Annotated in this window: 21 protein-coding genes and 8 pseudogenes; 12 read left to right on the top strand and 17 right to left on the bottom strand. The window is 70.0% G+C overall.

What is annotated here, in order from left to right:
* Positions 1–2,156: pseudogene (locus ACP4J0_RS14980) on the bottom strand (hypothetical protein); the annotation flags it as partial.
* A gap of 36 nt (positions 2,157–2,192) precedes the next feature.
* Here ACP4J0_RS14980 and ACP4J0_RS14975 point away from each other — a divergent pair.
* Positions 2,193–3,018 (top strand): annotated as a pseudogene (locus tag ACP4J0_RS14975) (IS5 family transposase).
* Here the strand turns inward: ACP4J0_RS14975 and ACP4J0_RS14970 are convergent.
* From ACP4J0_RS14970 to ACP4J0_RS14955, 4 genes are all read right to left on the bottom strand, one after another.
* Positions 3,000–4,241 carry a CbrC family protein gene (locus ACP4J0_RS14970; protein WP_426599152.1) on the bottom strand — a complete coding sequence of 414 codons (1,242 nt, stop codon included), beginning with the start codon at positions 4,239–4,241 and terminating at the stop codon, positions 3,000–3,002. The pseudogene ACP4J0_RS14975 and the gene ACP4J0_RS14970 overlap by 19 nt on opposite strands.
* 681 nt (positions 4,242–4,922) lie before the next feature.
* Positions 4,923–5,099 (bottom strand): hypothetical protein, encoded by a 177-nt coding sequence (locus ACP4J0_RS14965; protein WP_426599151.1) that lies wholly within the window; start codon positions 5,097–5,099, stop codon positions 4,923–4,925.
* A 269-nt stretch (positions 5,100–5,368) separates the two neighbouring features.
* Entirely contained in the window at positions 5,369–5,593 is a 225-nt protein-coding gene (locus ACP4J0_RS14960; protein ID WP_426599150.1) for a hypothetical protein, read from the bottom strand.
* A 138-nt stretch (positions 5,594–5,731) separates the two neighbouring features.
* Entirely contained in the window at positions 5,732–6,628 is an 897-nt protein-coding gene (locus tag ACP4J0_RS14955; RefSeq protein WP_426599149.1) for a hypothetical protein, read from the bottom strand.
* Between the two features lie 460 nt (positions 6,629–7,088).
* Here ACP4J0_RS14955 and ACP4J0_RS14950 point away from each other — a divergent pair, with 460 nt between their 5' ends.
* The 8 genes and pseudogenes from ACP4J0_RS14950 to ACP4J0_RS14915 all read left to right on the top strand — a co-directional run bounded on the left by ACP4J0_RS14950 (position 7,089) and on the right by ACP4J0_RS14915 (position 10,407).
* The gene (locus tag ACP4J0_RS14950; protein WP_426599148.1) at positions 7,089–7,295 is read left to right on the top strand and encodes a hypothetical protein; all 207 of its coding nucleotides are present in this window, start codon (positions 7,089–7,091) and stop codon (positions 7,293–7,295) included.
* A 247-nt stretch (positions 7,296–7,542) separates the two neighbouring features.
* A complete protein-coding gene (locus ACP4J0_RS14945) occupies positions 7,543–7,797 on the top strand; it encodes a MafI family immunity protein (RefSeq protein ID WP_426599147.1) in 255 nt (84 codons plus the stop codon).
* 42 nt (positions 7,798–7,839) lie between these two features.
* Positions 7,840–8,405: pseudogene (locus ACP4J0_RS14940) on the top strand (transposase family protein); the annotation flags it as partial.
* Positions 8,406–8,505: 100 nt separating this feature from the next.
* Positions 8,506–8,919 (top strand): hypothetical protein, encoded by a 414-nt coding sequence (locus tag ACP4J0_RS14935; protein WP_426599146.1) that lies wholly within the window; start codon positions 8,506–8,508, stop codon positions 8,917–8,919.
* Positions 8,920–8,955: 36 nt separating this feature from the next.
* A pseudogene (locus tag ACP4J0_RS14930) lies at positions 8,956–9,183 on the top strand (DUF2637 domain-containing protein); the annotation flags it as partial.
* A 218-nt stretch (positions 9,184–9,401) separates the two neighbouring features.
* Positions 9,402–9,677: a hypothetical protein gene (locus ACP4J0_RS14925; protein WP_426599167.1), complete on the top strand. Its 276-nt coding sequence runs from the start codon at positions 9,402–9,404 to the stop codon at positions 9,675–9,677.
* Positions 9,678–9,742: 65 nt separating this feature from the next.
* Positions 9,743–10,282 (top strand): annotated as a pseudogene (locus ACP4J0_RS14920) (replication initiator); the annotation flags it as partial.
* Complete coding sequence (locus ACP4J0_RS14915; protein ID WP_426599165.1) at positions 10,246–10,407, top strand: replication initiator; 162 nt, start codon at positions 10,246–10,248, stop codon at positions 10,405–10,407. The pseudogene ACP4J0_RS14920 and the gene ACP4J0_RS14915, both read left to right, overlap by 37 nt.
* Here the strand turns inward: ACP4J0_RS14915 and ACP4J0_RS14910 are convergent.
* Positions 10,370–10,552 carry a hypothetical protein gene (locus ACP4J0_RS14910; protein ID WP_426599166.1) on the bottom strand — a complete coding sequence of 61 codons (183 nt, stop codon included), beginning with the start codon at positions 10,550–10,552 and terminating at the stop codon, positions 10,370–10,372. The genes ACP4J0_RS14915 and ACP4J0_RS14910 overlap by 38 nt on opposite strands.
* Here ACP4J0_RS14910 and ACP4J0_RS14905 point away from each other — a divergent pair.
* Positions 10,488–11,273: pseudogene (locus ACP4J0_RS14905) on the top strand (IS110 family transposase); the annotation flags it as partial. The gene ACP4J0_RS14910 and the pseudogene ACP4J0_RS14905 sit on opposite strands and share 65 nt — an antisense overlap.
* Before the next feature lie 343 nt (positions 11,274–11,616).
* On the opposite strand, the gene ACP4J0_RS14900 reads toward ACP4J0_RS14905, so the two are convergent.
* Entirely contained in the window at positions 11,617–12,405 is a 789-nt protein-coding gene (locus tag ACP4J0_RS14900) for a LuxR C-terminal-related transcriptional regulator (RefSeq protein WP_426599145.1), read from the bottom strand.
* 31 nt (positions 12,406–12,436) lie between these two features.
* The gene (locus ACP4J0_RS14895; RefSeq protein WP_426599144.1) at positions 12,437–14,140 is read right to left on the bottom strand and encodes an amidohydrolase; all 1,704 of its coding nucleotides are present in this window, start codon (positions 14,138–14,140) and stop codon (positions 12,437–12,439) included.
* 421 nt (positions 14,141–14,561) lie between these two features.
* Between ACP4J0_RS14895 and ACP4J0_RS14890 the strand changes: the two are divergent.
* Positions 14,562–14,680, top strand: a pseudogene (locus ACP4J0_RS14890) (CGNR zinc finger domain-containing protein); the annotation flags it as partial.
* Between the two features lie 72 nt (positions 14,681–14,752).
* Here the strand turns inward: ACP4J0_RS14890 and ACP4J0_RS14885 are convergent.
* The 9 genes and pseudogenes from ACP4J0_RS14885 to ACP4J0_RS14845 all read right to left on the bottom strand — a co-directional run bounded on the left by ACP4J0_RS14885 (position 14,753) and on the right by ACP4J0_RS14845 (position 23,930).
* Positions 14,753–16,837, bottom strand: a complete 2,085-nt coding sequence (locus ACP4J0_RS14885) for a HelD family protein (protein ID WP_426599143.1) — start codon at positions 16,835–16,837, stop codon at positions 14,753–14,755.
* A gap of 53 nt (positions 16,838–16,890) precedes the next feature.
* Positions 16,891–17,520, bottom strand: a complete 630-nt coding sequence (locus ACP4J0_RS14880; RefSeq protein ID WP_426599142.1) for a TetR family transcriptional regulator — start codon at positions 17,518–17,520, stop codon at positions 16,891–16,893.
* 29 nt (positions 17,521–17,549) lie between these two features.
* Positions 17,550–18,791, bottom strand: coding sequence for a sensor histidine kinase (locus ACP4J0_RS14875; protein ID WP_426599141.1), 1,242 nt, complete (start codon positions 18,789–18,791; stop codon positions 17,550–17,552).
* On the bottom strand, positions 18,788–19,537 hold the full coding sequence (locus ACP4J0_RS14870; RefSeq protein WP_426599140.1) for a response regulator transcription factor: 750 nt from the start codon (positions 19,535–19,537) through the stop codon (positions 18,788–18,790). The genes ACP4J0_RS14875 and ACP4J0_RS14870 overlap by 4 nt, the downstream gene beginning before the upstream one ends.
* A 4-nt stretch (positions 19,538–19,541) precedes the next feature.
* A complete protein-coding gene (locus ACP4J0_RS14865; RefSeq protein WP_426599139.1) occupies positions 19,542–20,108 on the bottom strand; it encodes a DM13 domain-containing protein in 567 nt (188 codons plus the stop codon).
* Positions 20,109–20,710: 602 nt separating this feature from the next.
* Positions 20,711–21,076, bottom strand: coding sequence for a DUF4440 domain-containing protein (locus tag ACP4J0_RS14860; protein ID WP_426599138.1), 366 nt, complete (start codon positions 21,074–21,076; stop codon positions 20,711–20,713).
* A gap of 662 nt (positions 21,077–21,738) precedes the next feature.
* Positions 21,739–22,079, bottom strand: a pseudogene (locus ACP4J0_RS14855) (ATP-binding protein); the annotation flags it as partial.
* Positions 22,080–22,200: 121 nt separating this feature from the next.
* Positions 22,201–22,650, bottom strand: a complete 450-nt coding sequence (locus ACP4J0_RS14850; protein WP_426599164.1) for a DUF6228 family protein — start codon at positions 22,648–22,650, stop codon at positions 22,201–22,203.
* 455 nt (positions 22,651–23,105) lie between these two features.
* Positions 23,106–23,930, bottom strand: a complete 825-nt coding sequence (locus ACP4J0_RS14845) for an N-acetylmuramoyl-L-alanine amidase (protein ID WP_426599137.1) — start codon at positions 23,928–23,930, stop codon at positions 23,106–23,108.
* An 817-nt stretch (positions 23,931–24,747) separates the two neighbouring features.
* On the opposite strand from ACP4J0_RS14845, the gene ACP4J0_RS14840 reads away from it, so the two are divergent.
* Positions 24,748–25,986 carry an SGNH/GDSL hydrolase family protein gene (locus tag ACP4J0_RS14840; RefSeq protein ID WP_426599163.1) on the top strand — a complete coding sequence of 413 codons (1,239 nt, stop codon included), beginning with the start codon at positions 24,748–24,750 and terminating at the stop codon, positions 25,984–25,986.

Below are 25,986 nucleotides of genomic sequence, written 5' to 3'. Positions count from 1 at the left end.
TCCGTCATCGCACCATAGAAGATGTTCCTCAGGTCCCCGAGCGTGAGGTCGGAGTTGAACAGCCCCTTGTTGTCAGAGACCATGCTTTCGCCCTCTAAGTGGTAGTCCCGCAGGTTCTTCAGCGCGATCGTGTCGAGGGCGACCTCGATGCCACTCTCGGGGAGATTCTGGCCAGTGGGAATGAACTCACAGTCGTCCCAACCATCCCAGCCGTCAAAACCTCCCCCTCCCGAAGAGGCTACGGCCACGAATGCCCTCGGGATCGACTTGAACAGGAAATCCTGTATGGACTTGGGCTTAGGATTGGTGTCGCAGAGAACGGCCTTGGCCCGCTCGATGACCTTTTCACCCTTATCGACGAGCTTCTTCGCGCGGGCGGACTTGTCGAGGAAGTCGCTGATCCCGGCGAGTGCCTTCGCGATCTGCGGTAGCTTGCCCACGATCTTGAGCGCCTTGACCGGGCCGAAGTTCTGCACGACGGCCCAGATACAGGTCACGATGTCGGGGTCGTCGAGGCAAGCCTTGATGTCTTCCGCAGCAAGCTCGACGAGGATCTCGGCACCGTTCTCCTTCAGGTAGTCGAGGAGGTCTTTCTCGGCGAGCGCCCGGGCAGCCTCGTACTCCTCGACGCTGATGCCGGCTTCCTCGAGTGCCTTCCGCTCCGCGTCCTCCGCCGGAACGGGCGAATCGGTGTCCTTGTTCCGTGCGGCCTCCTCCCGTTCCTTGCGCTGCTGCTCGCGTTCGTACTCCTCGGCCTTCCTCGCTGCTTCGTCCGCCTCGCGGGCGTACCGGTCGGCCTCGGCTGCAGCGGCCTCCGCGGACTTGGCGTGCTCCTCTGCGGAGGTGGCGAGCTTGCCGGCGTCGGTTGCGTCCTTCTCCGCCTGCGCGGCCGCGCCCTGGGCGATGCTCGCTTCCTTCTCGGCGAGGGTGGCGGCACTCGCCGCAGCCGCGGCCTGGTTCTCCGCGTCGGTGGCGGCGCCGCGGGCGCGGGCGGCTTCTGCCTCGGCCTGGGTGGCGGCATCGCGGGCCGTTGCCGCGTCCGTGAACGCCTGGTCGGCGGCCTTGCGGGCGAGGCCGGCGTCGGCCTGGGCCTGCGCGTCGGCCTGGTCAGCGCGTGCCGCAGCGGCACGGGCCTTGGCCCCGTCCTCGGCGGCCTGGGCAGCGGACTTCATCGCTGCGGCGGAGGAGCGTGCCGCGTCCGCGGAGGAGCGTGCCGCCGCTGCCGCCGCCTGGAACGCGGGGGCCACCTGGGCGTTGGCCCGTGCGGCGGCGGCCTCGGCGGTCTCGGCGGCCTTGACCGCCTCGGCCGCTCGGGACTCGGCCTTGGTGACCTCTTCCTGTCCCATCTCCAGGGCGGCCCGGGCCACCTCGGCGGCGAAGTCGGCGTCCACGTCGGTGCCGGTGAACGGCGCGGTGAAGCTGATGGCGGTATTCGCCGGGTCGGCGATGTCTGCGGCGGTGGTTCGGGCCGACGCGGCGGCCTGCACCGCGACGGTGGACTGCAGGCGGGCCATCGCCGCTTCCCGAGTCGCGCCCTCGGCCTCCTCACGGGTGCGGTTGGCCGCCTGCAGCGCGTGGTTGGCCTGGATCGCTGCCAGCCCGGCAAGCCGGGACGCCTCGTGGGCGGCGATACCGGCCCGGGCCTCCTGCGCGGTGGCCTCGGCCGCCTTGGCGTTGGCCCGCTGCGCCGCGGCGCGTGTGGCTGCGGCCTCGGACTCGGCCTTGTTCGCCGCCGCGTTCGCCGCGAAGGCGGCGGCCTCCGCCTTGTTGGCCGCGGCGTTGGCGCGTGCGGCATGTGCGGTCGCCTCACTGGCGGCCGCCCTCGCCCGTGCGGCCGCTCCGGCCGCCTCAATGGCCGCCGACCGCGAACGCATTGCTGCCCCGGACGCCTGATCGGCCGCCTGCCGGGCCGTACCCGCCGCCGCCCCGGCCGCGTTCGCGGCGGACCGTGCCTCGGTGGCCGCCGTGCGTGCTGTTACGGCGTGTTCCGTGCCCTTCGCCTTGGCAGCCAGCGCCTCCATCGCCTGGGCCCGGGCCTCTTCGGCGTTGCGCAGTTGTTCGGCCTCGACCGCCTTGTTCCGCGCGGTGCGGGCCTTGGTTTCCTCGCCCCGGGCCAGCTCGTCGGCCTTGCCGGCGATGCCCTCCTTACAGGTCATCTCATTTGGCCTGATCGATAGTCTGTCGAAGTGGGGATCGTTGAGCGGCTGGTGCCGGATGAGTTGTGGGAGTTGTTCCAGCGGGTGGTGCCGGAGGCGCCGACCCGTCCGCAGGGTGGTGGCCGGCGTCGGCACGGGGACCGGGAAGTGCTGGCCGCAATCGTGTTCGTCGCGACGTCTGGTTGTACGTGGCAGCAGTTGCCATCCGCTTCGTTCGGGCCGTCGGGAGCCACAGCCCACCGGCGGTTCACGGAGTGGTCGAAGACCCGGGTGTGGGCCAAGCTCCACCGCTTGGTCCTCGACGAACTCGGTTCCCGCGGCGATCTGGACTGGTCCCGCTGTGCGATCGACTCAGTGAACATGCGGGCCCTGAAAAGGGGGAGCTGACAGGCCCGAATCCTGTGGATCGGGGCAAGTACGGCTCGAAGATCCACTTGATCACTGAGCGGACCGGTCTGCCCCTGTCCGTCGGCATCTCGGGTGCCAACGTCCATGACAGCCAGGCCCTGATCCCCTGGTCAAAGGAATCCCGCCGGTCCGCTCCCGGCGCGGCAGACGACGGCGCAGATCCGGCAAGCTCCACGGCGACAAGGGATACGACTACAACCACCTGCGGCGCTGGTTACGCGGACGACGCATCACATCGCGGATCGCACGCACGGGCACGGACTCCAGCCAGCGGCTGGGCCGGTACCGCTGGACGATCGAACGCACCATGGCCTGGCTCGCCGGATGTCGACGCCTCCACCGACGCTACGAACGCAAGGCCAGCCACTTCCTGGCTTTCACCAGCATCGCATGCACCCTCATCTGCTACCGCAGACTCACCAGCACGAACGATATTCAGGAGGCGTCGGTGTAGGCGAGGTGGACCCCGCAGTCGGTGCAGCGGAAGAGCATGGCGGTTGCCCCCTCGCCCAGGCTGGTCAGGAAGTGCTCGAGTCGGCTTTCGTCGTGCCATCCGTCAAGGCGCATGTCGGTCCGCAACTGGTCGAGTGCTTCGGGATGCGCAGCCAGCTCGGCGTATCCGACTTCCCCCACGAAGGCGGCCGCGGCCTGGCAGTGAACGAGCCAGCGTGGATCCTGCCAGGCGTGGAAGCCAGGAGTGCGGCGGGTGACCTCCCGCAAGACGTCCTCACTGACACCGTCGAGCCCGTAGGAGTCGGTAAAGTCGCCAGCGAACCGTTCAGCCGCACTGCCATCTGCGATGCACCAAGGACAGAACCGTCCGCTGACGTCCTGAGCGGTGTAGAAGGTGGCCGTGTAGATCCATCCCCTGTTGGCCTTGCAGCAGGCGCACGTCTCGGTGGACGCGCGAATGGACCCGCTCGCGAGTGGATCTGGGTGGTAACGGAAAAAGGGCAGGTCGGCACTCATCGGCACTTTCCGATCCGCGGCCTGGTGCCTCTGCCCACTGATTCCATGAAGAGCAGTCTGTCTGCGAGCAGGTCCTTGATCAAGCGCGGAGTCGGAGTCTTCCTGCAGAGCCAAATGAGATGACCTGTTAGTCTGCGCGGTGGCCCGTGCCCCCGCTGCCACGGCCGCGGCGGCCTGCCCGTCGGCCCGCTTGGCCGACGCGGTCCGCGCCTCCGCCTCGGCGCGTGCCCGCGCGGCCGTCGCAAGGTCGCGCTCGCGTTCGGCGACCGCCCGCTGCTCCGCGGCGATCGTGGCTTGGCGCTGCGCCTCGACCCGTGCGTCACGGGTCTTCTTGGCGTGGTCCCATGCCTCCTTCTCGGCCTGCTCGGCTTCGATGCGCGCCTGGCGTGACTTCGTCGCCGCATCCGCCGCGACCCTCGCCTGCTGGGCCGCTGCCTTCGCGAGCTGGGCCGCCGCCGTCGCGTGCCCCTCGGCGTTCGCCCGCCATTTCGCGGCCTGCTGTGCGTGCAGTTCGGCCTGGTTCGCAGCGTTCAGCCCGGCGGCGTCGGCAGCGGTCGCGTCGACCGCCTGCTGCGCGGTCGCCGCCGCCCCGGCCGCCCCGGCCGCCGCTGCTGCGAGGCCCGACGCGACCTCCGACCACTGGACGCCGTGCGTCAGCCCGGTCTCGACCAGCACGTCGGCCTGTACCTTGGCCTGCGCCGCCGCCACCTGCGCCTGCTTGGCCGCTTCCTCGGCGACACCGACCTGCCGGGCGATCTCGGTCTTGACCGGACCGTAGTCGGAGACGCGCTTCCGGCCCGGTCGGCCGCGAGCATCCGGTCGGCCTCGCGGGACTGCGCGGCTGTCGCGTTCATCGCGTTCGACGCGGTCTTCAGCGCCTTCACCGCGTTGCCGTGCGCGGCGATCAGCTTGGTACGGGCCCCGGCGGCCGTGGCCGCCTTCTCCGCCAGCTTACGCAGCCGCTCCGCCGCCTCCAGCGCTTCCTGCTGCGCCTTCTCGTGCGCGGCCCGGTCCTCCGCGTGGCGACCAGATAGCCGCCGGTCAGGAACTCCGCGATCACCTTGTTGTCATTGGTGGCCAGAGCGGCCTGGGCTTTTGGGCGCCCGCGGCCGCAGGCCGCTTCAAAGGCGCCCCAGCCCGCAGGGCTATCCTTTGAACGCACCCGCAGGGCGCCCGGTGAGCCACCCGCAGGGCCGCCAGGCCCGGAGGGCGGCCTGTCCGCCCCGCCATGTCACGCTGGCCCCGTCCGCGCCATCCCGGCCGGGACCAAAGAGCTGGTCTCGTATTCGCGGGGGTGGTGACGCGTGACCGCGGCCGTGGATTCCGCACTGCCCTCCCCGGCCCCCGCCCGGCGCGGTGCTCCTGCCGGTCCCCGCGGGGCCGGTGCGGTCAGTCGCCGTGGGCCAGCCGAGCGGACAGGACGGTGGCCGCGTGTTCCATCTCGCGTTCGATGGCGTGGGTGTAGTCGGTCTGCCCGTGCCGGGCGCCGGCTTCCCGGTACAGGGCGCGGACCAGGCCCCGGCAGATCACGTGCCGGTGGTAGGAGACGGATATGCCGGTGGGCACGCGGGTCCACAGGGCGCCGCCGGGTCCCTCGTCCAGGGCCCCCCGTTGGGGAGGGGGGCGTCGATCGGCACAACGGCGATCTGCCGGCCGATGCGGCGGGCCACGAGAGCGATCACGTCGTCCAGGCTCGCCTGCGCGGGCATCTCCAGCCGTCGGATCACGTCCAGCGCCCACTCGGATTCGCCGCGCGCTCGCTGCCTCACGCCGGTGCCTCCCTGTTCCGTGATATGGAGCCGTCCCTGCCGATGCCCTCCATGAGCGCTCCCGGTTCAGGCGGCGCCGAAGTCGTGGACGGGGCCATCGCGCCACTCCACCCACCGCGGCTGGTCCAGAACCGACTCGGGGTCGGAGATACGGGCGCTTTCGAGGAACACGACCAGGTCGTGATCGCTGAAGGCGGTCCCCAGGTTCTCGTTTCGCCCGATGCGGTGCACCGTGACCCTCCGGCCACCCGTGCGGGGAGGACGGTGCACGACGATCGGCGCACTACTCACCCTTCCAGCCTGCCCCAACCCGGCCCGAGCGCAGACCAGTGGCGGACAAGGCACCCTGCCAGGATCGGCGACCATCCGCACCGCACGACGGCGCAGCTCAAGCGGGTACGGGGAAGGACGTGCCATGACTCGATCCTCTCAATCGATCGAGTCCCTACCGAACCCGGAACGGTTCACACACCTGGACGCCGGTGAGGCGCTGCCCACCGAGACGGGTGAGGTTCTGCGCCAGGGCGAGGATCTCGGGCGGTGGGTGCAGTCGGTTCTACTGTCGAGCAAGCGACAGGGGACGTGTCCTCCCCGCCGACGCGGGAGTGTTCCGCCCGCCGCCCCTGAGGAGACCGACGTGCCCCGGTCCTCCCTGCCGACGCGGGGCTGTTCCGCCGTCCCCACGGTGTACACCCGTTCTGCACTCACAGCTGTCGTGTCACCCGGAGTCCTCGCGGCTGCTCCCGCGCGCTCAGTTCGGCCGCTCGTATTCGTCGATCGTCCCGTCTCCGTTGGCGTCGTGCATGTATTCGTATGCGTCGCCGTAGTTGTGCCGGTAGCGCATACACGTGCCCTCGGCTCGCAGTTCGGGCTCGCCGTTGTAGTAGCCGAGGTGAGGTGGAGGGTGACCCGGATGCCGTCGTCGAGGGTGGCGGTGATGCCGTTGTCGACCTTCTCGACGGTGCGGCCGTCCTCGCGCCAGGTGACCCGGAGGGATGCCAGCGCCGCGCGGTAGTCGTCGTCGCTGGCGAAGTCCAGGTCCCAGGTGAAGATGGGTTCGTCCCGGCTGACGCCGGTGTCGTCGAACCCGAGGTCGTCCACGCACGAGGTACTGCCCTGCCGGGAGGCGTACGGCTCCTTGGCCGGTGCGGGGGACAGCGCGCGGTAGGCATCCTCGCCGGCCCGGGTGGTGGCCCGGACATGGTCACGGAACTCCTCGGGGCGGTGAACGGGTCCGCCTTGTATCGTCTCGCATGCCTTGGCCGTCAGCCCGAGGAGAGCCACTAGGGCGACACCGAGCACAGGGACCACGATCTTCGACTTCATGCTGTCGATCAAAGCCGCCCGGGCGGGACCCGGGACAGCGCTCTGCTACTCAGCCAGTCTGAGCAGTAGCACCCAGACCGGGTTGTCCGGCCACGGTGAGGGCTTGTCGTACGTGACAGTCGAGGTCAGGCGCAGGAGACTCCGGTCACGAGCAACGCGCGACGTCGACGCGGCACTGAGCCGAGCACCACCAGGAGCACGCCGACGACGGTTACGAGCCTGCGGCTTCTGCCCGCCGTGTCCCGAGCCGGGCGTCCACTGCGCCCGAGAGCCGGAGAGCCGGAGTGTCCTTCCGAACCTGTCAGCCGGCGCCGTCTGCGCCGAGTGTCAGCAGGGGGCGTTCGAGCGCCACCCCAGGCCGGGCAGCGAAGAGGGCTCGGCAGGACCGGGCTGCCTGGGCTGGTGGTCGGATCGTGGGGTGGAGGAGGGCCCGCGCCGACCCCTTTGCTGGCTCGCGGCGGTGATAGATCTGAACCCCGACGAGCTGGTCAACGCGGACCTCAAGCACATCTTGCCCAAGCAGCACCGAGCCCGCGACCAGGCCGAACTCGCCGCCGAAACCCGCCGCTTCTTCCGCAGACGACAGCGCCAGCCCCACATCGTCCGCGGCTACTTCGGCGGCCCACACGTCCGCTACGTCCTCGACGAGAACCCCATAAGTTTCTGATCAATAACCGTACGGCAGTCCCGGTCACCCATCGAGAGTGAACGAAGGTGCGCTTTCCCAGATTTCCACGATTCCCACTTCCCCGCCTGTGAGTGCGCTGCACGCATCAGTCCCTGTTTCGGCGTCGAACCGTGTAAAGGCTGTCCCGTAAGTGATCTTGCTGGGGCTGTGGCAGCCCTGCTGGACAGGGATCGATGCGCTGGTGACGATGTGGGCGTCACGTTCGACTCCGACCTTGTGAGCATCGATGAGCCTGTCGTACCGCGCCCAAGTAGCTGCTCTCCTCGACGGCTCACCGCTCACCTCGGAGGCCGTCATCACGGACGTCCAGCATCTGCTGTCGCACGGCGAAGAAGGGTTGGCCTTCGACACCATGTGCTCGTGGATCTATGAGGATGCTCTGCCGATCACACGGGAGTATCACGCACGCCTTGTCGTGATGGCTGACGAACTCGGCACTCCGCGGTCCGTGCAGCGTCTCGAAGAGCTTCTGACCGACTGAGGACCTCTCCGCCAGGTGACTCAGAAGTGAGACGATCTTGATGTGGCTGGTGTGATCACGGCGTCGGAGCCGTCTTGGATAGCCCCGTTCACCAGGCTGAGCCCGCGCTGCTTCAGCAAGTTGGTGACCGCGATGCGCCGCGAGACCAGACTCGACGGGCAGCGCGGCCCGCCGTGGGCACTGCCGTTGGAGGACCGGATCCTGCTGGTCGCGTCCTACTGGCGCACGAACTTGACGATGCGCCAGCTCGCCCTGTTGTTCGGAGCCTCGAAGTCTGCGGCGGACCGGGTCATCGACCATCTCGGGCCGCTCCTCGCGCTCCAACCGCGCAAGCGTTTCGCGCAGGACGCCGTGCTCATCGTGGACGGCACCCTGGTGCCAACCCGCGACCGCACGATCGCCGAGCAGTCGAAGAACTATCGCTACGCCACGGCCCACCAAGTCGTCATCGACGTCGACACCCGTCTGATCGTCGTGGTTGGCCGGCCGCTGCCCGGTAACCGCCACGACTCCCGCGGCTGGGACGAATCCGGCGCCAAGGGCGCCGTCGGCAAGACCACGACCTCGCCGACGGCGGATACCAGGGCACCGGCCTGGTCATTCCGCACCCTGATCATTGATGAGGCGCACACGTACTTCCGCGAGTACAAGGGCAGCGACACCGAGACGAAACGCCTTGGCGCGCTGACGGCGGAGAACGCCCGGCTGGTGGAGGACCTGGTAAAGAAAGGCCGCAGCGTCGGCATCCTGGTGATCCTGATCAGCCAGAAGACCACCGGCGACGCCATCCCCACTTTCATCCGCGATGTGTGCCCCATCGGGCTGTCCTTCGCCCAGAAGACGGTCGAGGCCGCGGTGGCCGCACTCGGCGAGGACATCCGCAACTGGCCCGACGCCAGCCCGGTCACCTCGCAGGACCCCGCCTACGTCGGCGTCGCGGTCATGGCCATGCAGGGCCGCCCCGGCTACACCCGCATCCGCACCCCCTACGTATCCGACGCCGACGCCGCCCGCATCGCCGAAGCCACCTCACACCTGACCGCCGACCTGGACCTGTGCCTGGACGCCCTCCTCCGCTCGACCGGCCGGACGACAGCGCCCACGCCCTCACTCACCAAGTGATCCCGAACAGGCCACGCCAGACAGGAGGTTGAGGACATGGCGGAGGAACGGTTCACCCGGCGCACCGTGACCGCGGTCATGGCCATCATCGCGGCCCTGGCGTTCGTCTTCTCCTTCGGCAACGTCTGGGCGCTCGCCCTGCGGCTCGGCGTCCCCCACCCGATCGCCCCGCTGATCGCGCCCATGGTGGACCTGTCCGTCGTAGGGCTCCTGGTCGCCCTGCGGTTCCTGGCCCTGCGCGGCGTCGCCAAAACCGAGTTGAAGGCCGGCACCCGGCTGCTGCACCTGTGCGGACTGCTCACCCTCGCCCTCAATACCGCCGAACCCCTGCTGACCGACGCTACGGCCGAGCCTGCCTGGACACCGTCGCCCCGCTCCTGCTCCTCGGCTGGGGCCACGTCGGCCCCGCCTTCCTCGCCCAGTTCCACGCCCTCACTCACCCCACCCCGCCCCTGGAGGCCGCCACCCCCATCTTTGAACCGATGCCCGACGAAAGACCCGCACCCGAGCCCCCGACGCCCACCCCGATCGAGGAACTGGAGCCCACTCCGGCTCCAGCCACTGCTCCGCCCGCCGCCGTCGCGAAGGCAACCCGGCCCGCATCCGGCCCGGCCCTGCCTGCCGCCCTGCTGGACGCAGCCAGGCGCATCGCCGACACCCACCACGCTGAGCACGGGACACCGATCAGCGCCGCCCACCTGGGCACGCGCATGGGCATCGCCCTTCCGGTGGCCACCACCGCACTCGCTCAGCTCTGAGCCCCGCCCCTCACCGGCCGCATCCGCCTCGCTGAACCTACGCCCGCCCTTGGGCCTGGTTCGCCATGCCCCGAGCAGCACCAACTCACCTTACCGCCCGGCTGGTTGCTGCTCGGGATCACCCACCCGACAGAAGGGACACGCCCCGAATGGTCACCCTGGACCTGCGCCCCGTGGCAAGCCCCGCCGTGCGGGACCTGCTCCATCTGGTCAACCATCCCGACTTCGACCGCGCGCAGCAGCAGATCGAACGCCTCGGCGGCTGCACCGAACCCGTCCGCCTGACCGGCCACACGACCACCCTCGACGCCACGACCGGTGAAGTCCTGCGCTCCTACACCACCGACACCGAGCCCACCGGCAGCCTGCTGACCGCGTGCGGCAACCGCCGCGCCTCCCGCTGTCCGGCCTGCTCCCGCATCTACGCCGCCGACACCTACCACCTCATCCGCGCCGGCCTGACCGGCGGCAAGACCGTCCCCGACAGCGTCCGCACCCACCCCCGCGTCTTCGCCACCCTCACCGCCCCCTCCTTCGGCCCCGTCCACAACCGCCCCGACGCCCGGCCCTGCCGCTGCGGATCCGCCACGAGCCCACGGACCCACTGCTCGGCACGCCGCTCAATCCGGCGACGTACGACTACGCGGGCGCGGTCCTGTTCAACGCCCACGCCGGAGCCCTGTGGGCACGCTTCACGCGGTGGAGGTGGTGCGGCCTGCCGTGTCGGTGACCGTGAGGAGGCGGCCGAGGGTGTCGGAGGGCAGGCGCTGTCCGTCGCTTGCGGCGGTAGTGGTGTAGCCGGTCGCGCGGGGCTTCGACCAGGACCTCGCAGGCGAGGCCAACCGCACCTCCAACCACATCCGCGGCCTGCTCACCCAGTTCCACCCCAGCCTGGAACGCGTGCTCGGCCCCCGCCTGGACCATCCGGCAGTGACCTGGCTCCTCGAGCGCTACGGATCCCCGCAAGCACTCCGCAAAGCGGGCCGCCGCAAGCTGGTCGAGGTCGTCGGGCCCCGAGCGCCGCGCATGGCCGAGCGGCTGGTCGACGACATCTTCACCGCACTCGACGAACAGACCGTCGTCGTCCCGGGCACCGGCACCCTCGACGTGATCGTCCCGTCGCTGGCCAAGTCGCTGGCCGTCGTCCACGAACAACGCCGGGCCCTGGAAATCCGGATCGAGGCACTGCTGGAGGCCCACCCTCTTTCCCAGGTCCTCCTGACCTCGATGCCCGGCATCGGCGTCAGGACCGCCGCAGTCCTCCTGGCCACCGTCGGCGACGGCAGCAGCTTTCCCACCGCCGCCCACCTGGCCTCCTACGCCGGCCTCGCCCCGGCAACCCGGCAGTCCGGCACGTCAATCCACGGCGAGCACACACCCAGAGGCGGCAACCGGCAACTGAAACGAGCGATGTTCCTCTCCGCGTTCGCAGCCCTCCACGATCCCGCCTCCCGGACCTACTACGACCGCTGCCGAGCCCGCGGCAAAACCCACACCCAGGCACTCCTCCGCCTCGCCCGCCACCGCATCAGCGTCCTGTTCGCCATGCTCCGCGACGGAACCTTCTACAAGCCGAGGAGCCCCCGACTCGCTTGACGAAGGACATAGAGGCACCCCCCCAACCCCGGGCACTCAGCGGAAGGGACAAGCCGACTGTCCCGGACTCGAGTTCACCGGCCGCCGTCGCCCGCACGAACACCTCGCCCGAGCCGGCGCCCGCGAGGGCGCCCGGCAGCAACCCCCACCCCACCCCCGGGCAGGCGCTTCGAGGTGACCCGACTCCAAGCCGTCGGTGGCCGCCGCCAACAAGGCGGCCACCGTGCCGGTCCCCTCCGGCACGGCGAACCCGATCCGCACCCCGCCCGAGCCGGGCACACCGTCCAGCACCTGCCACCGTGTCAGCCGCGCCGGCCCCGCCGAAGAGCCCGTCGCCCCCGTGTCAGCGGGAGGGCTCGACTCCCCAGGCGGCGGCCCAGGCGGCGGCGGCCGCACGGTTGGGGAGGCCGAGCTTGGCGAGGATGTGCTCGATGTGCGTCCCCACGGTGCGCGGCGTGATGTACAGCCGCCCGGCGATCTCCCGGTTGGTGCGGCCGGCGGTCAGTTCGGCCAGCACCTGGAGCTCCCGTGGCGAGAGTCCGCCGGGCCGCCGCGCATCCAGGCCTCGCGTCTCCGCGGCGCGGCCGGCCGTGGCGGGGGCGTCCGGCGCAGGCCCTGCGTGGGCATCGACGGCCGCGGCGAGGGCCTCGGTGAGCAGGACGACCACGGCGCGCGCCGGATCGGGCGTGCGCCGGGGCCTGCGGGTGCTGACGTTCAGCATGCCGACGTACCGGCCATCGGCGGCGAACAGGCACTGGGCCACGCCGTCCTCGATGCCGAGGGGACGCAGCACCTTCTGGAAACCCGGGGACGCCGCCAGGAGCTGCCGGGGGACGTCCCCGAGCCAGAGACCGCCTCGGTCCGGGCTGCGGAGCACGGCGAACACCGGGTCGTGGTGCAGGCGGGTTTCGATGTAGGCCGTGGCGTCGTCCGGGTAGCTCCCGGCCAGGGTGGTGTGGCTGCGGCGCAGCGGATCCCACCGGGCCAGGGAGGCATGGTCGTACTCCATTACCTCCGACAGCGCCGCCAGGACCCTGTCAACGCCGGCCGCGCCGTTCGTGGCGCTCCTGGCGGCCTCACGGACGTGGACGGCCGCGTCCAGGATGTCTGCCGTGCTCCGTTCCGCTGCCATCCTCCAAGGATGATCATGTGCCGGGACTACGTCAATCGCGAAGGGCGTCGTGCACGACCTGCCCGTCCACGACGGTGAGGACGACGGGCATCTCCGGGATGTCGTGGGGGTCGGCGGTGAGCAGGTCCCCGTCGAGCACGCAGAGGTCGGCGGCCTTGCCCGGCTCCAGGGAGCCCTTCCAGTCGTCGGCGAAGTCCTGCCAGGCCGCGTCGATCGTGTACGTACGGATCGCCTCCGCCAGGCCGATGCGCTGCTCGGGGCCGCTGACCCGGCCGGCGGCCTTCGACTCGCGCAGCACCATGGTGGCGACGCCCTGACGCCAGTCCGGGTACGTGACGGGGGCGTCGGACCCGCTCGCGACCCGCACCCCGGCGTCGATGGCATCGCGGTAGGGCCATGCGTACGCAGCCCGCCCGGCGCCGACGAACGCCTCCTCCATGTCGGCGACGGTCCACTTGATGGTGGGGTTCATGTTGACGCCGAAGCCGTGCTCGGCCAGCACTTTCATGCTGTGCGCGGTGAGGAAGTCGCCGTGGATGACGTAGTGGCGTGCGTCGGGCCGCGGGTGCTCGGCCATGGCCGCGGCGAAGGCGTCCACGACGGTGTCGATACCCCGGTCGCCAGTGACGTGTACACCCAGCTGGTACCCGGCGGCGTGGGCATGCCGGATCATGGCGTCGATCTCGCGAACCCGCTCGGCGTCGGTCTCCCCGCCCACGCACAGGGAGCCGCAGCCGCCGCCGACGTACGGCTCGTGCATCCACGCCGTCTTGTTGGGGACGACGCCGTCGGCGAAGATCTTGACCCCGTGGATCGCGAGGCGGCGCGGATCGGCGTCGCCTGAGTCGGCGAGGGCGGTGAGGGTGCGGGTGAACTCCTCGGCGGTGCTCGCCATTCCGCTGGGCAGGAGCAGCACGCCGACGCGAGCGGTCAGTTCGCCGTCGGCCAGCAGCCGGCGGTAGACGTCGAGGGTCTCCGCGCCGAGCGCGCCCCGCATGATGCCGTCACCGCCGGGGCCGAGCCCGGGCTCGGTGTAGCTGGTCACGCCGAGTCGGGCGAGCGTGGCGAGGGCCGACCGGATCGCGTCGGTCCGTTCCTGCCGGCTGAGCGGTGGCAGCGCGTTCTGGACGAGGGCCTGGGCCCCCTCGTGGAGCAACCCGGTCGGCTCCCCCGTTTCGTCCACGACGATGGCCCCGCCGGACGGCGCGACGGTGTGCCGGTCGATCCCGATGAGCTCCAGCGCCTTGGAGTTGACCCAGGTGGCGTGCCCGGAGAAGGAGTACAGGACGACGGGGCTGTCCGGGCTCACGGCATCGAGGTCACGCCGCGAGGGCAGCCTCGACGGATCGAGGACGCACTCGTCGAGGTATCCGGTGTCCCAGCCGTGCCCCGTGATCCACTGCCCGTCCGGAACCCGCCCCGCGGCCTCCCGTACCGCCTCGGCCACGTCCGCGACGGAGGACACGGCGGGATGACCGACGTCGAGAGAGAGCGGCGGCGTCGCCATACCGAAGGCACACCCGTGCAGGTGGGAATCGTTGATACCCGGAAGCAGCGTCGCCCCGCGCAGATCGATCACACGGGTACCGGGCCCGACAAGCGGCGCGACGTCGTCCCGCTCCCCGACGGCACTGATGACCCCTCCGGTCACCGCCAGGACCGAGGCGACGGAGAACTCCGCGTCGACCGTGACCACCCGCCCACCGAGAAACACCAGATCCGCATACGCGTCCACAGAAGGTCCTTTCCACAACCGGGCAACCCACAGCCGCCCGCGAACACTCTCCCGAGGACTATGACCGCGCTGCCCTCCCCCGCACATCGGTCATCCCACCGATACGCGTTCACGCACGGGCCGGCCGACCCCTTCCGCTCAGGGCCTTCCGTCCGGGCCCCGAGAGGGCACAAGGGCCAACCACGGTTCACCGTGGAAGACCGAAGCAGGCAACCAGGCCGTGACAGCGAAGCACGCGCGATCGCCGGAGGCCCGGCGCAGGCTCGGCCGCCGCACACGGAACCAGAACCGGCACGACATCACCCACCGGCACAACGACAAACAACCCCGCCACCGGCGGATGCGGACACCGCTCGACACCCACGCCTCCCCCGAGCCCGAAGGAGATCCGCAGGGCGCCGGCGGACGACCACGGCATCTCATCACCCAGGGCAGCGGACCGGAGCGTCGCTACTGCTCCCGCCGATGCGCGACCCGCGAGAGGGAGTCGCAGCCCATCGACGCTCCCACTCCGCCGAGCAGTCGAGCGAAGGGAAATAGCGCGCCACTTCCGACGCATCATCGCTCAGCCTTCGACGAGAAAACGTTCGGCCTTCACCGCGGCAGTTCGGTTCATGACGCCGACGGTCCGACGCGCTGCGATTCCAAGGACTGGATCGCGGGCGGCAGCGGTGCGGAGTGCACGATGTGGAGCCGGGAGACCGCTCGGGTGAGGGCCACGTACAGACGGTTCATTCCCCGGGGCTCGGCTTGGACGATGGCTGAGGGCTCGACCACCACGACGTGGTCGTACTCCAGTCCCTTGGCAGTGGAGGCCGGCACGACGGTGAGTCGGGCTCCAGGAGTCTCCGGTCCGGAGGCCGGGACCCCGGCCGCGGCGAGAGCACGGTGGAGCTTCGGCGCTTCGGCGTCGGCTGCGACGACGCCGATGGACCCTGCGTGCTCCAGCGCTGTGTTCACGGCCGCGACTGTCGCGGCGGTCGTGTCGGGAGTCGTCTCGATGCTCACCTCTCCGTCACGGCGCAAGGACCGGGCAGGTGGTACGTCCGCGTCGAGGTGGTGCAGCAGGCGGTTGGCGAGTTCGGCGACGGCGCCAGGGACGCGGAATCCCGTGGTGAGTGGAACGATGACGGCGTCCGGCTTCCCCAGGTGGGTCAGGAACTGCGGCCAGTCGCGTGCGGCCCAGGGGGCGGTGCCCTGGGCGAGGTCCCCGAGGACGGTGACGGATCCGAACGCTGACCGGCGGGCGACGGCGCGGCACTGCATGAGGGACAGGTCCTGCGCTTCGTCGATCACGACATGCCCGTAGCCGCCGGGGCGCTCGATCAGGCCGGCGAGTTCGTCGAGAAGGACGAGATCGGCCGCCGACCAGCGGGCCGACCTGGCGGAGCGCGGGGGTTCGGGCCACAGGAGGGCCTTCTGCTCGTCCGCGTCCAGGACGCCTTCGGCAGCGGCGGACAACGTGGCCGGACGGGTGAGCAGGCCGACGAGGATTTCCTCGGGTTGCACGGCGGGCCAGAGGGTGTTGAGCAGGGTGGTGACCGGGCGTGCCCGGGAGACCTTCTGCACCCAGGCGCTGGTGCGGGGGCCGCAGCGGCGCTCGGCCTGGTGTCGAACGGCGCGGACGATGCGGGTACGGACACGTTCGCGCCCCACGGCGTAGGGGAGTTCCTCGGTACGCACGTCCCGGACGATCTTCTCCAGTTCGTCGGCGTGTACGCGCCAGCGGTAGGAACCATCCGGCAGGACGAGCGGCTGCGTCGCCTCTGTGCTCACTCTCGCGTAGAGCGCGCGGCGCAGAACCTCTGCCATGCGGATGTCGTGCTTGACGATCGCCGTGGCGTCGCTGTCCCGTGCCGTGGCCGGGTGGCGGGCGATCTCGTCGTTGAGGGTGGACTGCCTCACACCGGACTCGCCGAGCGCGGGCAGGACTTCGGAGATGTAGGAGAGGAAAGCGCGGTTGGGGCCAAGGATCAGCATGCCGCCGCGCTGGATGCGCTGCGGACAGGTGTAGAGGAGGTAGGCGGCGCGGTGCAGTCCGACCGCGGTCTTGCCCGTGCCAGGGGCGCCCTGGACACAGAGGGACGTGGTGAGGTCCTCACGTACGAGGTCGTCCTGCTCGGGCTGGATGGTGGCGGCGATGTCGCGCATGGGACCGATGCGGGGGCGTTCGATCTCGTCGGCGACGATGCTGCTTTCCCGCGCCTCGCCCTCACCGAGGTGCTCGTCCTCCAGGCCGGTGAGGTCGGCCGAGTCGCCGCGGCCGGCAGGTGACCAGCCGAAGCGGCGCCGGACGGCGACGCCTTGAGGGTTGCGGGCGCTTGCCTGGTAGAAGGCGCGTGCCACGGGTGCGCGCCAGTCGACCACCAGCGGTGGGGCGGACGGATCGTGCGCGACGCGCACACGCCCGATGTGGTAGTGCTGACCGGCGTGGTCACCGGCGGCCTGGGGGTCCCGGGCGAAGTCGAGGCGCCCGAAGAACAGCGGGCCCTCGGGCAGTTCCCGAAGTTCCCTGGCCTGGCTGCGCAACAGGTAACCGAGCACTTCCGCGTCGGCGCCGGACGCGGACGTGTCCTGGCCGACCACCACCTGCTCCTGCGCGCCGTCGACCATGGCCTTCAGCGCAGCTCGGCACGCGTCGTGGTGGGCACGTTCCCGGGTCAGGGCATCACTGAGTACGGAGTCGGAGCGTGACATCCCCCGAGAATAATGCAACCGAGTAACATTTTTCACCTGGTTTCCCTTACGGGTCAGGCAAGGTGCGGCAGTCCAGCCTCCAGTTGCGCGAAGGCCGACCGGGCGACTGCCACGGCCTCGGGATAGAGCGCGTCCGCGCTACGGCCCGCGGTGATGTGGCGCCAGTTCTCCTGCGCGAGGACGCGCCGGACGGCGACGATCTGCCCGGCAGCCAGACGCGCCTGCACGCCACCGCCGGTTTCGTCGCCGAGAGCGTCGGCAAGAGCGGCCTCGTCGCGTTCCGTGTGAACGTGCAGGCGCGCCACCAGTGACGGCGTCCCGTACAGCAGCCGGTGGAAGGCAAGCACCTCGGCGTCATCGTTCAGGCCGGTCACCGGGTCCCGCCGGGCGAGCCCGTCCAGGAAGTGACATCGCACCGCCTCCAGCACGGAGGACCCGGCCGGGCGTTGTGCGACCACCCTGCCGGCCTCCCCCTCGTGGTCGGCCAGCCGGTGCAGAACCAGGTCCTCCTTGGCCGGGAAGTACCGGAAGAGCGTCGGCTTGGAGATGTCGACGGCCGCCGCGACATCAGCGACGGTCACCTGGTCAAAGCCCTTCTGCTGGAAGAGACCGATGGCCGTATCCGACAGCCGTCGATACATCTGCCGTTTCTTGCGCTCGCGCAGCCCGCCCACGTCACCCATACCAGGAAGCGTACGCAGCGATCACCCGCTCAGGGACTACCGGCCGTTCCCGCGCCGGGCACGGGCCGGCCTACCCCGTCCGCGGGGAGGGTGACCTCGAAGCGGCAGCCCACCGCGGTGTTGCGGACCGAGGCGTGGCCGGTGTGGGCTTCGACGATGCCGCGGACGATGGCGAGTCCGAGACCCGCCCCGCTGTCTCCGTGCCGCTGCCCCACAGCGGTGGCGGTCGTCGTGCGGCAGGTCGCGTGCTCGGCAGTTGTCCCGGGATCGTTGATCGTCCGGCTGGGCGGTGTACGGGCCTGGCCGCCGCGCCAGCCTGTGTCGAAGACGTGCGGCAGGTCCTGCTCCGCGATACCGCCACAGCCGTCCTCGACGCCGAGCACCACCTGGTCGTCCTTCAGGTGTGCGCTCACCGCGACGGTTCCGTCGGCCGGTGTCGCCCGGATGGCGTTGACCAGGAGGTTGCCGAGCACCCGCGTGATCGCCTGGGTGTCGGCCCGGACCGGGAGCGCCGCGACTCCGCCGTCCACCAGGCGAACCCTGCGTTCGTCGGCCAGCGGCCGGGCTGAGGCGAGGGCGTCGTCCACCAGGTCGTAGACCGACACCCGCGTCAGGACCAGTTCCAGGGAGCGTGCCTGGATGCGGGAGAGCTCGAAGAGGTCATCGACCATGCCGGAGAGCCGGTCGGCCTCGATGCGGATGCGTGTGTGGAAGCGGCCGGGATCGGGGGCCACGCCGTCCTCCAGCGCTTCCGCCATGGCGCGCAGCCCGGCGAGCGGGGTGCGCAGGTCGTGTGAGATCCAGGCGATCAGTTCCCTTCGTGAGGTGTCCAGCGACCTCTCGCGGTCCTGCGCGGCCCGCAGCCGGGTTCCGGCCGTCTCCAGGGCGGCGGCGAGTGCTGCGAGCTCGCTGGTGGGCGGGTCTGCCGGGGCCAGGAAGCCGGGCTCGCCGCCGACGGTGGTCACAGCCATCGCCAGTTCACGGCTGCCCGCGGCGATCCGGCGCCCGAAGAGCAGTGCGGCTCCGAGGGAGAACGTCCCCGAGACGGCGACCACGATGAGGACTACGTGGAAGTCGTGGCCCGACAGGAACATCTCCAGCGCCACCGCGACCGTGCCGGCCGCCATCGCGACGACGGCGAGCGCGGCGACCGCGAACATCGCCAGGACGACGGAGCGGCCCCGCAGCCAGGTGACGACGGGAGCCGCGAGCAGCCCGGCGAACAGAGCACCCAGAGCGGCCAGGGCGACGATGATCAACACATCGATCACGGCTGGAGGTCCTCGCGGTCGGCATCGCCCTCGGGCGGGTCGAAGCGGTATCCGGCGCTCCACACCGTGCTGATGAGCTTCGGCGCGGCTGGATCGTCCTCGATCTTCTCGCGCAGCCGTCGGACATGTACGGTCACGGTCGATACGTCGCCGAACTCCCACCCCCATACATGCCGCAGCAGCTCCTCCCGGGAGAAGACGCGCCCCGGATTGCGCAGCAGAAAGGCCAGCAGGTCGAACTCGCGGGCGGTCAGGGGCAGTTCACGTCCACCACGTTGCGCTCGCCGTGCGCCCGGGCGGGCTACGATGTCACCGGCCCGCAGCGCGGCCGAGGTGGCAGAGGGCGGCGGGGCCTCGGCGCGGCGCAGTACCGAGGTCACGCGCAGCACCAGTTCGCGGGGGCTGAACGGCTTGGTCATGTAGTCGTCCGCACCCAGCTCCAGCCCCAGGATCCGGTCCGCCTCGGCACCGCGCGCTGTCAGCATCACCACCGGTACCGGAGGTCCCTGGCAGGCACGCAGTCTGCGGCACACCTCCAGGCCGTCCAGGCCGGGCAGCATCAGGTCGAGGACGACCAACTGCGGTCGCAGGGCCGCGAAGGCCTCCAGGGCGGCAATGCCGTCATGGGCGTGCTCGACCTGATAGCCGGCGCGGGCGAGGTATCCGGTGACGACCTCGGCGACCGTCGGATCGTCCTCGACGACCAGGACTCGGCGGGCAGGGGCAGGAGCAGGGCGGTCGGTCATGGAGTCAGCCCTTGACCGGAGCAAGACCGGCAGCGCCGAAGGAGACCGCGAACCGCTCGCACCAGATGACGGCACTCCGGAACCGGGACAGGTCAGTGCCGGCCGGGACGGCGTAGTTCTGGTTTCCCAGATTGCCCTTGAGCTTCCCGAGCGCGACGTCCCCGTCCCCGAGCCCCCCTTCCACCGCGGCGGGGTCCCGGGTCGAGAGGTAGACCCGCACGTCCGGCCCCTGCGAGGACTTGAGGTCCTCGATCCGCAGCACCTGGCTGCCGTCCGCGAGCCGGACCGTGCGGGCAGTGCCGCTGGTGTCGTGCTCATGGGACACGAAGCGGCCTTCGGCAAGGTCCACCGGGCCCGTGTCCCTCGCCGGCGGCTCCCCACCGTTCATGCCGGCCGTATGCTTCACCGCCGGTTCACCGCTCGGCGCAGAGGCGGAGACGCCGGGCAGCGCCTCGTCCACGGTGGTGTCCGTGAACGCCTTCCACGGCTGGAAATAGAAGAGCCCGACACCGGCGACGACCGTCAGGACGAGCAGGACGGGCAGGACGGTACGGCGGGACGAACGAGACACCAAGACCTCCGGAAGGCAACGAGTGGACCGGCCGCGGCCGGCCGGTCCCATCATGCGTCCACCCAAGCCGCACTCGGCCCGCCACGGTACTGACGGAGCTCCCCCGTCAGACTCTCGTAATAAGGCTCCCGGCTTCACAGACCGCGGGTTTCGCAAGGATCGAGGTGGTTCCGCAGGGTGCGTCCGTGCGCCGATGCCCCACACGGAACCGAGCCAGGTGAGCGCTCTTTCAGGTCAGGCCGGGGTGAGCTGCTTCCGTACCGGGGCCTGGGTGCCGTGGCAGTCTCGTGGGTCTGGACGTGGACTCCGTCGGTGAGCAAGGAGATTCACCGCCACACCGACGTGGCCGGCGTCTTCCCCGACCACACCACCGTGACCCGTGACCCGCCCGACCGGCGCCGTCCTGACCGAACAGAACGACGAGTTTGCCGAGGCCCCGCTACACGGACCGCGAACTCCTCTCCAAGACCCGCCTCCACCCCGTCGAGTCAGTAACCGACAAACACCACCCTGCCCACCGACCCCACCGCACAGCCCCACAACGAGACCACCGAGTGACCGCCGGCTCACCACTCCGACGGACGTGCCCCGGCCCCACCCACTCAACCGGTCAAAGTGCCCTGGTGGAAGTACATCCGCCAGCCCGTTGCCGTCAGACGCCACAAAGAGCTCCGCCATGCCCGACGGCCCTGGTTGTCGGCGAAGTACGTCAGATGGACGATGCCCGGAGCGAGCACCACTCCGGACATTTCGCTGACCTTGACCGGCGACTCCGGGGACACCGAGCCGCCGCTCGTCACCGTGAGGACCGACTCCACATCCCACCGGCGCCCAGAAGCCCCGATCTCGGCGAACTCCGGATCCAGAAGCTCCAGGACACGGGCCGGGGAAGCACGCACCTCGGGATCGAGAAGCCGCATCTCGCCATCGACGGCCGCCTGCACGGCCCGCTCACTCTCATCTGTCATGCGCAAAGCCTACGGACGCTGCTTGCCGATGCACACGGGCTGCCCGGCCGTGCGCGGTCGACGGGGCCCGGCCCGCTCTTGGGCCCCGTCGGGCAGCCCGCACGTGCGAGGAGTCGATCACCGCCCGCTCCCAGTCCAGCTGGTGCTTCGACCGCAGCTTCTCCAGCAGCAGCACGTGCAGCCGGTCCCGGACGCCGGCCTCGTTCCAGGACGCCAGGCGCCGGCGGCAGGTCATGCCCGAGAAGACGGCCATGAGAGAGAATGCTGCGCATGACGACTTGAAGAGCACCGGCCGGGCGGCAGCGCTGGGTCAAGGTCGCGACCTGGGACACAGTCCGGGACGGTGATCGCCGGGTCTGCGCTGCCTGCGAGACAGCCGTCCGCTCCTACCAGTTCCGTCTTTATCCTCCTGAGTCCTCAATGTTCGAGCGGTGCATCAGCTTGGCCTGGTGCTCCGGATGCCGGGTCTACTCAGGCGCAATGGCCCACATTCCCCGAACACGTGATCTCGTCGACGCACTGGCCTCCCTCCGTACAGACGAGCGTGATCGACTGCGTCGCAACGAGGCGAAACTGATCGGCTATCTCGATCGCCAGGGCAGCCGGTGGTCGTGACGCACGTCCAGAAGCTGACCGGCGATCTGTGAGGACCACTGCTTCGCCTACTGTTTGGCCTTGGTCTGGGCGAGGCGACAGGACTCCGTGCCGGTTTCGATGACGGCGCCGTTGAAGGTCAGGCGGTCAACGGTGGCCGCGCTGTTCTCTTCCTCCCTCTCGGTCAGAACCTGGAACAGCATCCCGGCACCTCGCCAGTCCAGTTCCGTTCCTCATCAGCGGCTTCGACGATCTCGTTGACAAGCCTCGCGGCCAGGGCATAGCGGACGCGGTGGCCGGACATGGCCGCGGCGGTGCCCAGGCCGATCAGCAGGTGGCACTTGTCAGGTCCGGAGTCCCCGATCAGGCAGAGCGGCTCGCCCTTCTCGCCCCATTCGCAGGTGGCGAGCTCCGCCGGGAACGGTGGGCCGACATCCACGAAGCGTTCCTCAGGCTCGTCTATTGCCTGATCACCCATCGACAACTTGGCGCCTTGTGCTGACCATAGGCGACTGACGATTTGCCTCCGCTCACTGCAACGGGTCCGACTCCAAGAAGGTACGCATCTCGATGGCAAGACTGCGCATGTCTTCTCCAGGAGCATGGATCGTCGTCATCTCGAAACGCCACTCGTCGTCGGGGAGACGGTCGTGCAGCCCCCACGTCAACCGGACGTGTGATCCTGCGTGCTCGGCAGCCAGCGTCAAGTCGTCCTCAAGAGAGCGCCAGGCCTTGGTGCCGTTCCATCCTCGGAACTCTTCTGCCAGTTCGGCAAGGAAGACGTCGAGGCCGTCACCTTCCCAGGTCCTCACCATGACCTCGATCCGCGCGGACTCACCTTGAGCTGTCACGAGGAAGTCGCGCATCGGGTCATCACGCTCTTCCGGGAAGGAACGTGTCAACTGGTGGAAGCGCAGCCTGATCGCTCGATACCGGTCACCTCCGACGCGGACAACCGGGTTGGTCTCGTCTTCCTCCATCACCTGTGCAGGCTACGGGTACGGGATTCCCTGTGACCAGGAGTTTGTCCCTCCTGCCTGACATCGGTCTTCGGAGGAAGACGAACGCAGCTTCGACGCGGTCATCCCGTTAGGAGCTGTGAAGCCACCAGGGCGTGCCGGCCCTGACTGACCTGGCCTCGGGGGCAGGTGACCTGCCGGCGGTCGAAGTCGATGTGGAAGTTCAACCGGCCTCCGCGCGCTTGTGCTGCCATCGACCTTGAGTGCCGGCTCCGACCAGTGGCAGCGCTCCGGTCACGGAGAACGCGGGCCGCCACTGGTAGTCGCCCGCCGGACCATGGCCACCACCGGCGCAGAGACGGAAGGCATCCTCGAACACCCTGGCGGCCGACGCCACCACCGCGGCCCGAACTCGGTGTGCCGGCGCCCCGCGTATCGCACCGGCCGCCCTCGTTCCAGCTGAGGTGCACCGGGATTCAGATACCGAGCGCGTCGAACAGTGCGTGTACCACGCGGTTGACGCCGCCCGGGCCGGTCAGCAGAGCCTTGTCGTCCCGGTTGGTGAGGAACCCGCACTCGGCGATGAACGCCCGCTGGTTACCGGCCTCGACGGCTTTTCGGGTGCCGTAGTACTTTTTCAGGTTCTCGGTGTAGTTGTCGTCCCGAAACCCGCCCGACCAGCCGTGCTGTTCGTAGGCGTGTTTCCATGCCTGAGCGAGAGACTGCCCTGCGGCGTTGCGGTAGCCGACGCTCGCCCCCCGCGCGTTCTGATGGGTCGAGCCGTCGCAGTGGAAGGCGACGAACGCGTCGCCGGCGTACTTCTCCAAGGGCTCGTCGGCCTTGATGACCCGCAGGTGCCAAAGCTCCCGGCCCGGTGGACCGGGCTTTCCGAGTTCCTCGGCACAGGCATCGGCCACCGCTTTCACAAACGCCTGTTCCCCTGGTGTGCCGGTGGCGCCCGATGTACGGAAGCAATGACCCATCTGCACCACGAGGATCCGTGCGGTCGGTCTCTTCTCCTCGTCCTGAGACCATGGCGGGGCATCGGACTCCTCGGCCGTGGCGTGGACAGGAGCGGCTGCGGCGTCGGGGAGAGACGGGTCGTTTTCCGGGCCGCCTTCGGCCTCGGCGTTGGGTTCGTTCTCGTGAGTCACGTGGGCTCCTGCTGAGGTGTTTCGTTCCGCGGTGGCGTAACTGGGGACGGCCGGCGTTGTGAGGCCTTCACCCCGCACCTGCGCCGTCAGGCCGACCTCATCGATCTTCTCCCGGTGGGTCTCCGGCACCGTGCCGGTGCCGGACACCCACTGGGGAGTGACTGCTCGCCCGTGACCGTCGGCCTGGCCCGGCCCGGGCTGCCGGGGTGCGTGGCAGGCTTTTCGATCACCGTCACACCGTCCGCACCGCACCGCAACACGGCGCCGTCCATCGTGAGCCCGGTTCAAAAGCGTCGCCGGCCGGGCGCGGCTTCGCCCGGAGGTTCATGGCCGCCCCTCCTGTGCGGACGACCGGCACCCGACCGAGCGCACCCGCGGCCCTTTCGTTCAGGGCAAGGACGCCGGGGCGTGAACCGCCGTCCGGGCGGTGCCCGGCCCCGCTCTTCGCGGCGACCAGATGTGGGTACAGCGCGTCTTCGGCCTGCGCGGCGAGCCCCGACGTGGGCCGGCGGGGCACCACCTCGCCGACACCTCCGTCGCCACCACACGACTGGGGGACGCGAGTTGCACCCCCTACCGGCGTCGACTCCGTTGTTCTCCCCGGACAGGCAAAGGCGAAAGTTTCGACGTTGGCTCCGAAAGGGAGGACTCCGCCGGAACTTAATGGCCCGTCGACCACGGGGTCAATACCCGCGCACGCAGCGGGTCCAAGAGCCGTCAGGCTTTCGGAATGTTTCGGTTCCGGACTCCTTGACGTGTCGGAAGTCGGCTGCCTAACGTCGTCGTCGCTTCATGAGAGCCACGCGTGAACGCGCCTTTTCGGAATGCCTCGTCGTCGTGCCCGGCTGTGCGGTTCACGGAGCTGCCCCGCTGACGGTCGGCGCCATGAAGGGACGGCACCACCGTGCGAAGAACGTCATGGATCAGCACCCTCGCCTCCGTGGGAGTACTCGTGGTCGCGCTGATGACCGCCACCTCCACGGGCGGCGCGTCGAGCCTGCCGGGCGCGGCATCGCCAGGGCGGCACTGGGTGAACACCTGGGCGGCGATGCCGCAGTTGACGGAGCCCGGCAACATGCCACCGGCGCCGTTCACCCAGGAGAAGGCCGTCCTCGTGGACAGCACCCTGCGCCAGACGGTGCGGGTCACGGTCGGCGGGGAGCGGATCCGGCTGCGCTTCTCCAACGCCTTCGGCGGCGCTCCGCTGCCGCTCACCTCGGTGTCGGTGGCACGCCCGGACGGCGGCCGGGCCGGGGTCGCCGGGATCGAGCCCGGCTCCGCCCACCCGGTCACCTTCCAGGGCGCCGGGTCGACGATCGTGCCGGTGGGCGCGCAGGCGGTGTCCGATCCCCTGCCGTTCCGCGTGGCAGCGGGGAGCAACCTGACGGTGACGATGTATCTGGCCGAGGGTCAGGCGTCCCTCGACATCACCTCGCATCCCGGGTCGAGGACCACGTCCCACCTACTGGCCGGCCGGCACGTCGACGCCGTGGACCTGCCCGGGGCGACGCCCACCGACCACTGGTACTTCCTCAGCGGGGTCGAGACGTGGGCGCCGGCGCGTGCGGACGCGGTCGCGGTCGTCGGTGACTCACTGACCGACGGGCGGGGTTCGACCACCAACGGGAACGACCGGTGGCCCGACCAGTTCTACGACCGTCTGCTGTCGCGGCCCGGCGGCACGGTGGACACCGCCGTCCTCAACCAGGCGGCGGGCGGCAACCGCGTACTGGACGACGGTCTCGGCCCGAACCTGCTCGCCCGCCTCGACCGCGACGTACTGGCCCAGAGCGGTGTGAAGTGGCTCGTCGTCTTCGAGGGGATCAACGACATCGGCACGGCGCCGGCCACGCCCACCGCGCAGAAGGACGTCGCGGCGCGGCTGATCGCCGCGTACGAGCAGATCGTCGTCCGCGCGCACGCCCAGGGCATCAAGGTGTACGGGGCGACCCTGCTGCCGTTCGGCGGCAACGAGCTGTACGACGACACGGCGGGTCTGCGGGAGGAGTCCAGGCGGACGGTGAACGCGTGGATCCGTGACAGCGGCCGCTTCGACGCGGTGATCGACTTCGACGCGGCGGTGCGGGCGCCCGACGCTCCGGAACGGCTGCTGCCCGCCGCCGACGTGGGCGACCACCTGCATCTGAACCCGTACGGCTACCGGGCACTGGCCGACGCGGTGCCCGTCCGACTGTTCCGATAG

The sequence above is a fragment of the Streptomyces sp. WG7 genome (genome assembly GCF_049975785.1).
Classification (GTDB): domain Bacteria; phylum Actinomycetota; class Actinomycetes; order Streptomycetales; family Streptomycetaceae; genus Streptomyces.
Note: the sequence above shows the minus strand (reverse complement) of the source record. Positions and strands in the feature narration are given on the sequence as shown.

What these genes read in the sequence shown, in the direction of transcription:
- ACP4J0_RS14945 (WP_426599147.1), top strand. Translation starts at nt 7,543, where the DNA reads ATGAGCCTGTCGTACCGCGCCCAAGTAGCTGCTCTCCTCGACGGCTCA.
- ACP4J0_RS14925 (WP_426599167.1), top strand. Translation starts at nt 9,402, where the DNA reads ATGCCCGACGAAAGACCCGCACCCGAGCCCCCGACGCCCACCCCGATC.
- ACP4J0_RS14880 (WP_426599142.1), bottom strand. Translation starts at nt 17,520, where the DNA reads ATGGGTGACGTGGGCGGGCTGCGCGAGCGCAAGAAACGGCAGATGTAT.
- ACP4J0_RS14870 (WP_426599140.1), bottom strand. Translation starts at nt 19,537, where the DNA reads ATGACCGACCGCCCTGCTCCTGCCCCTGCCCGCCGAGTCCTGGTCGTC.
- ACP4J0_RS14900 (WP_426599145.1), bottom strand. Translation starts at nt 12,405, where the DNA reads ATGGCAGCGGAACGGAGCACGGCAGACATCCTGGACGCGGCCGTCCAC.
- ACP4J0_RS14850 (WP_426599164.1), bottom strand. Translation starts at nt 22,650, where the DNA reads ATGGAGGAAGACGAGACCAACCCGGTTGTCCGCGTCGGAGGTGACCGG.
- ACP4J0_RS14840 (WP_426599163.1), top strand. Translation starts at nt 24,748, where the DNA reads ATGACCGCCACCTCCACGGGCGGCGCGTCGAGCCTGCCGGGCGCGGCA.
- ACP4J0_RS14885 (WP_426599143.1), bottom strand. Translation starts at nt 16,837, where the DNA reads ATGTCACGCTCCGACTCCGTACTCAGTGATGCCCTGACCCGGGAACGT.
- ACP4J0_RS14860 (WP_426599138.1), bottom strand. Translation starts at nt 21,076, where the DNA reads ATGACAGATGAGAGTGAGCGGGCCGTGCAGGCGGCCGTCGATGGCGAG.
- ACP4J0_RS14955 (WP_426599149.1), bottom strand. Translation starts at nt 6,628, where the DNA reads ATGAAGTCGAAGATCGTGGTCCCTGTGCTCGGTGTCGCCCTAGTGGCT.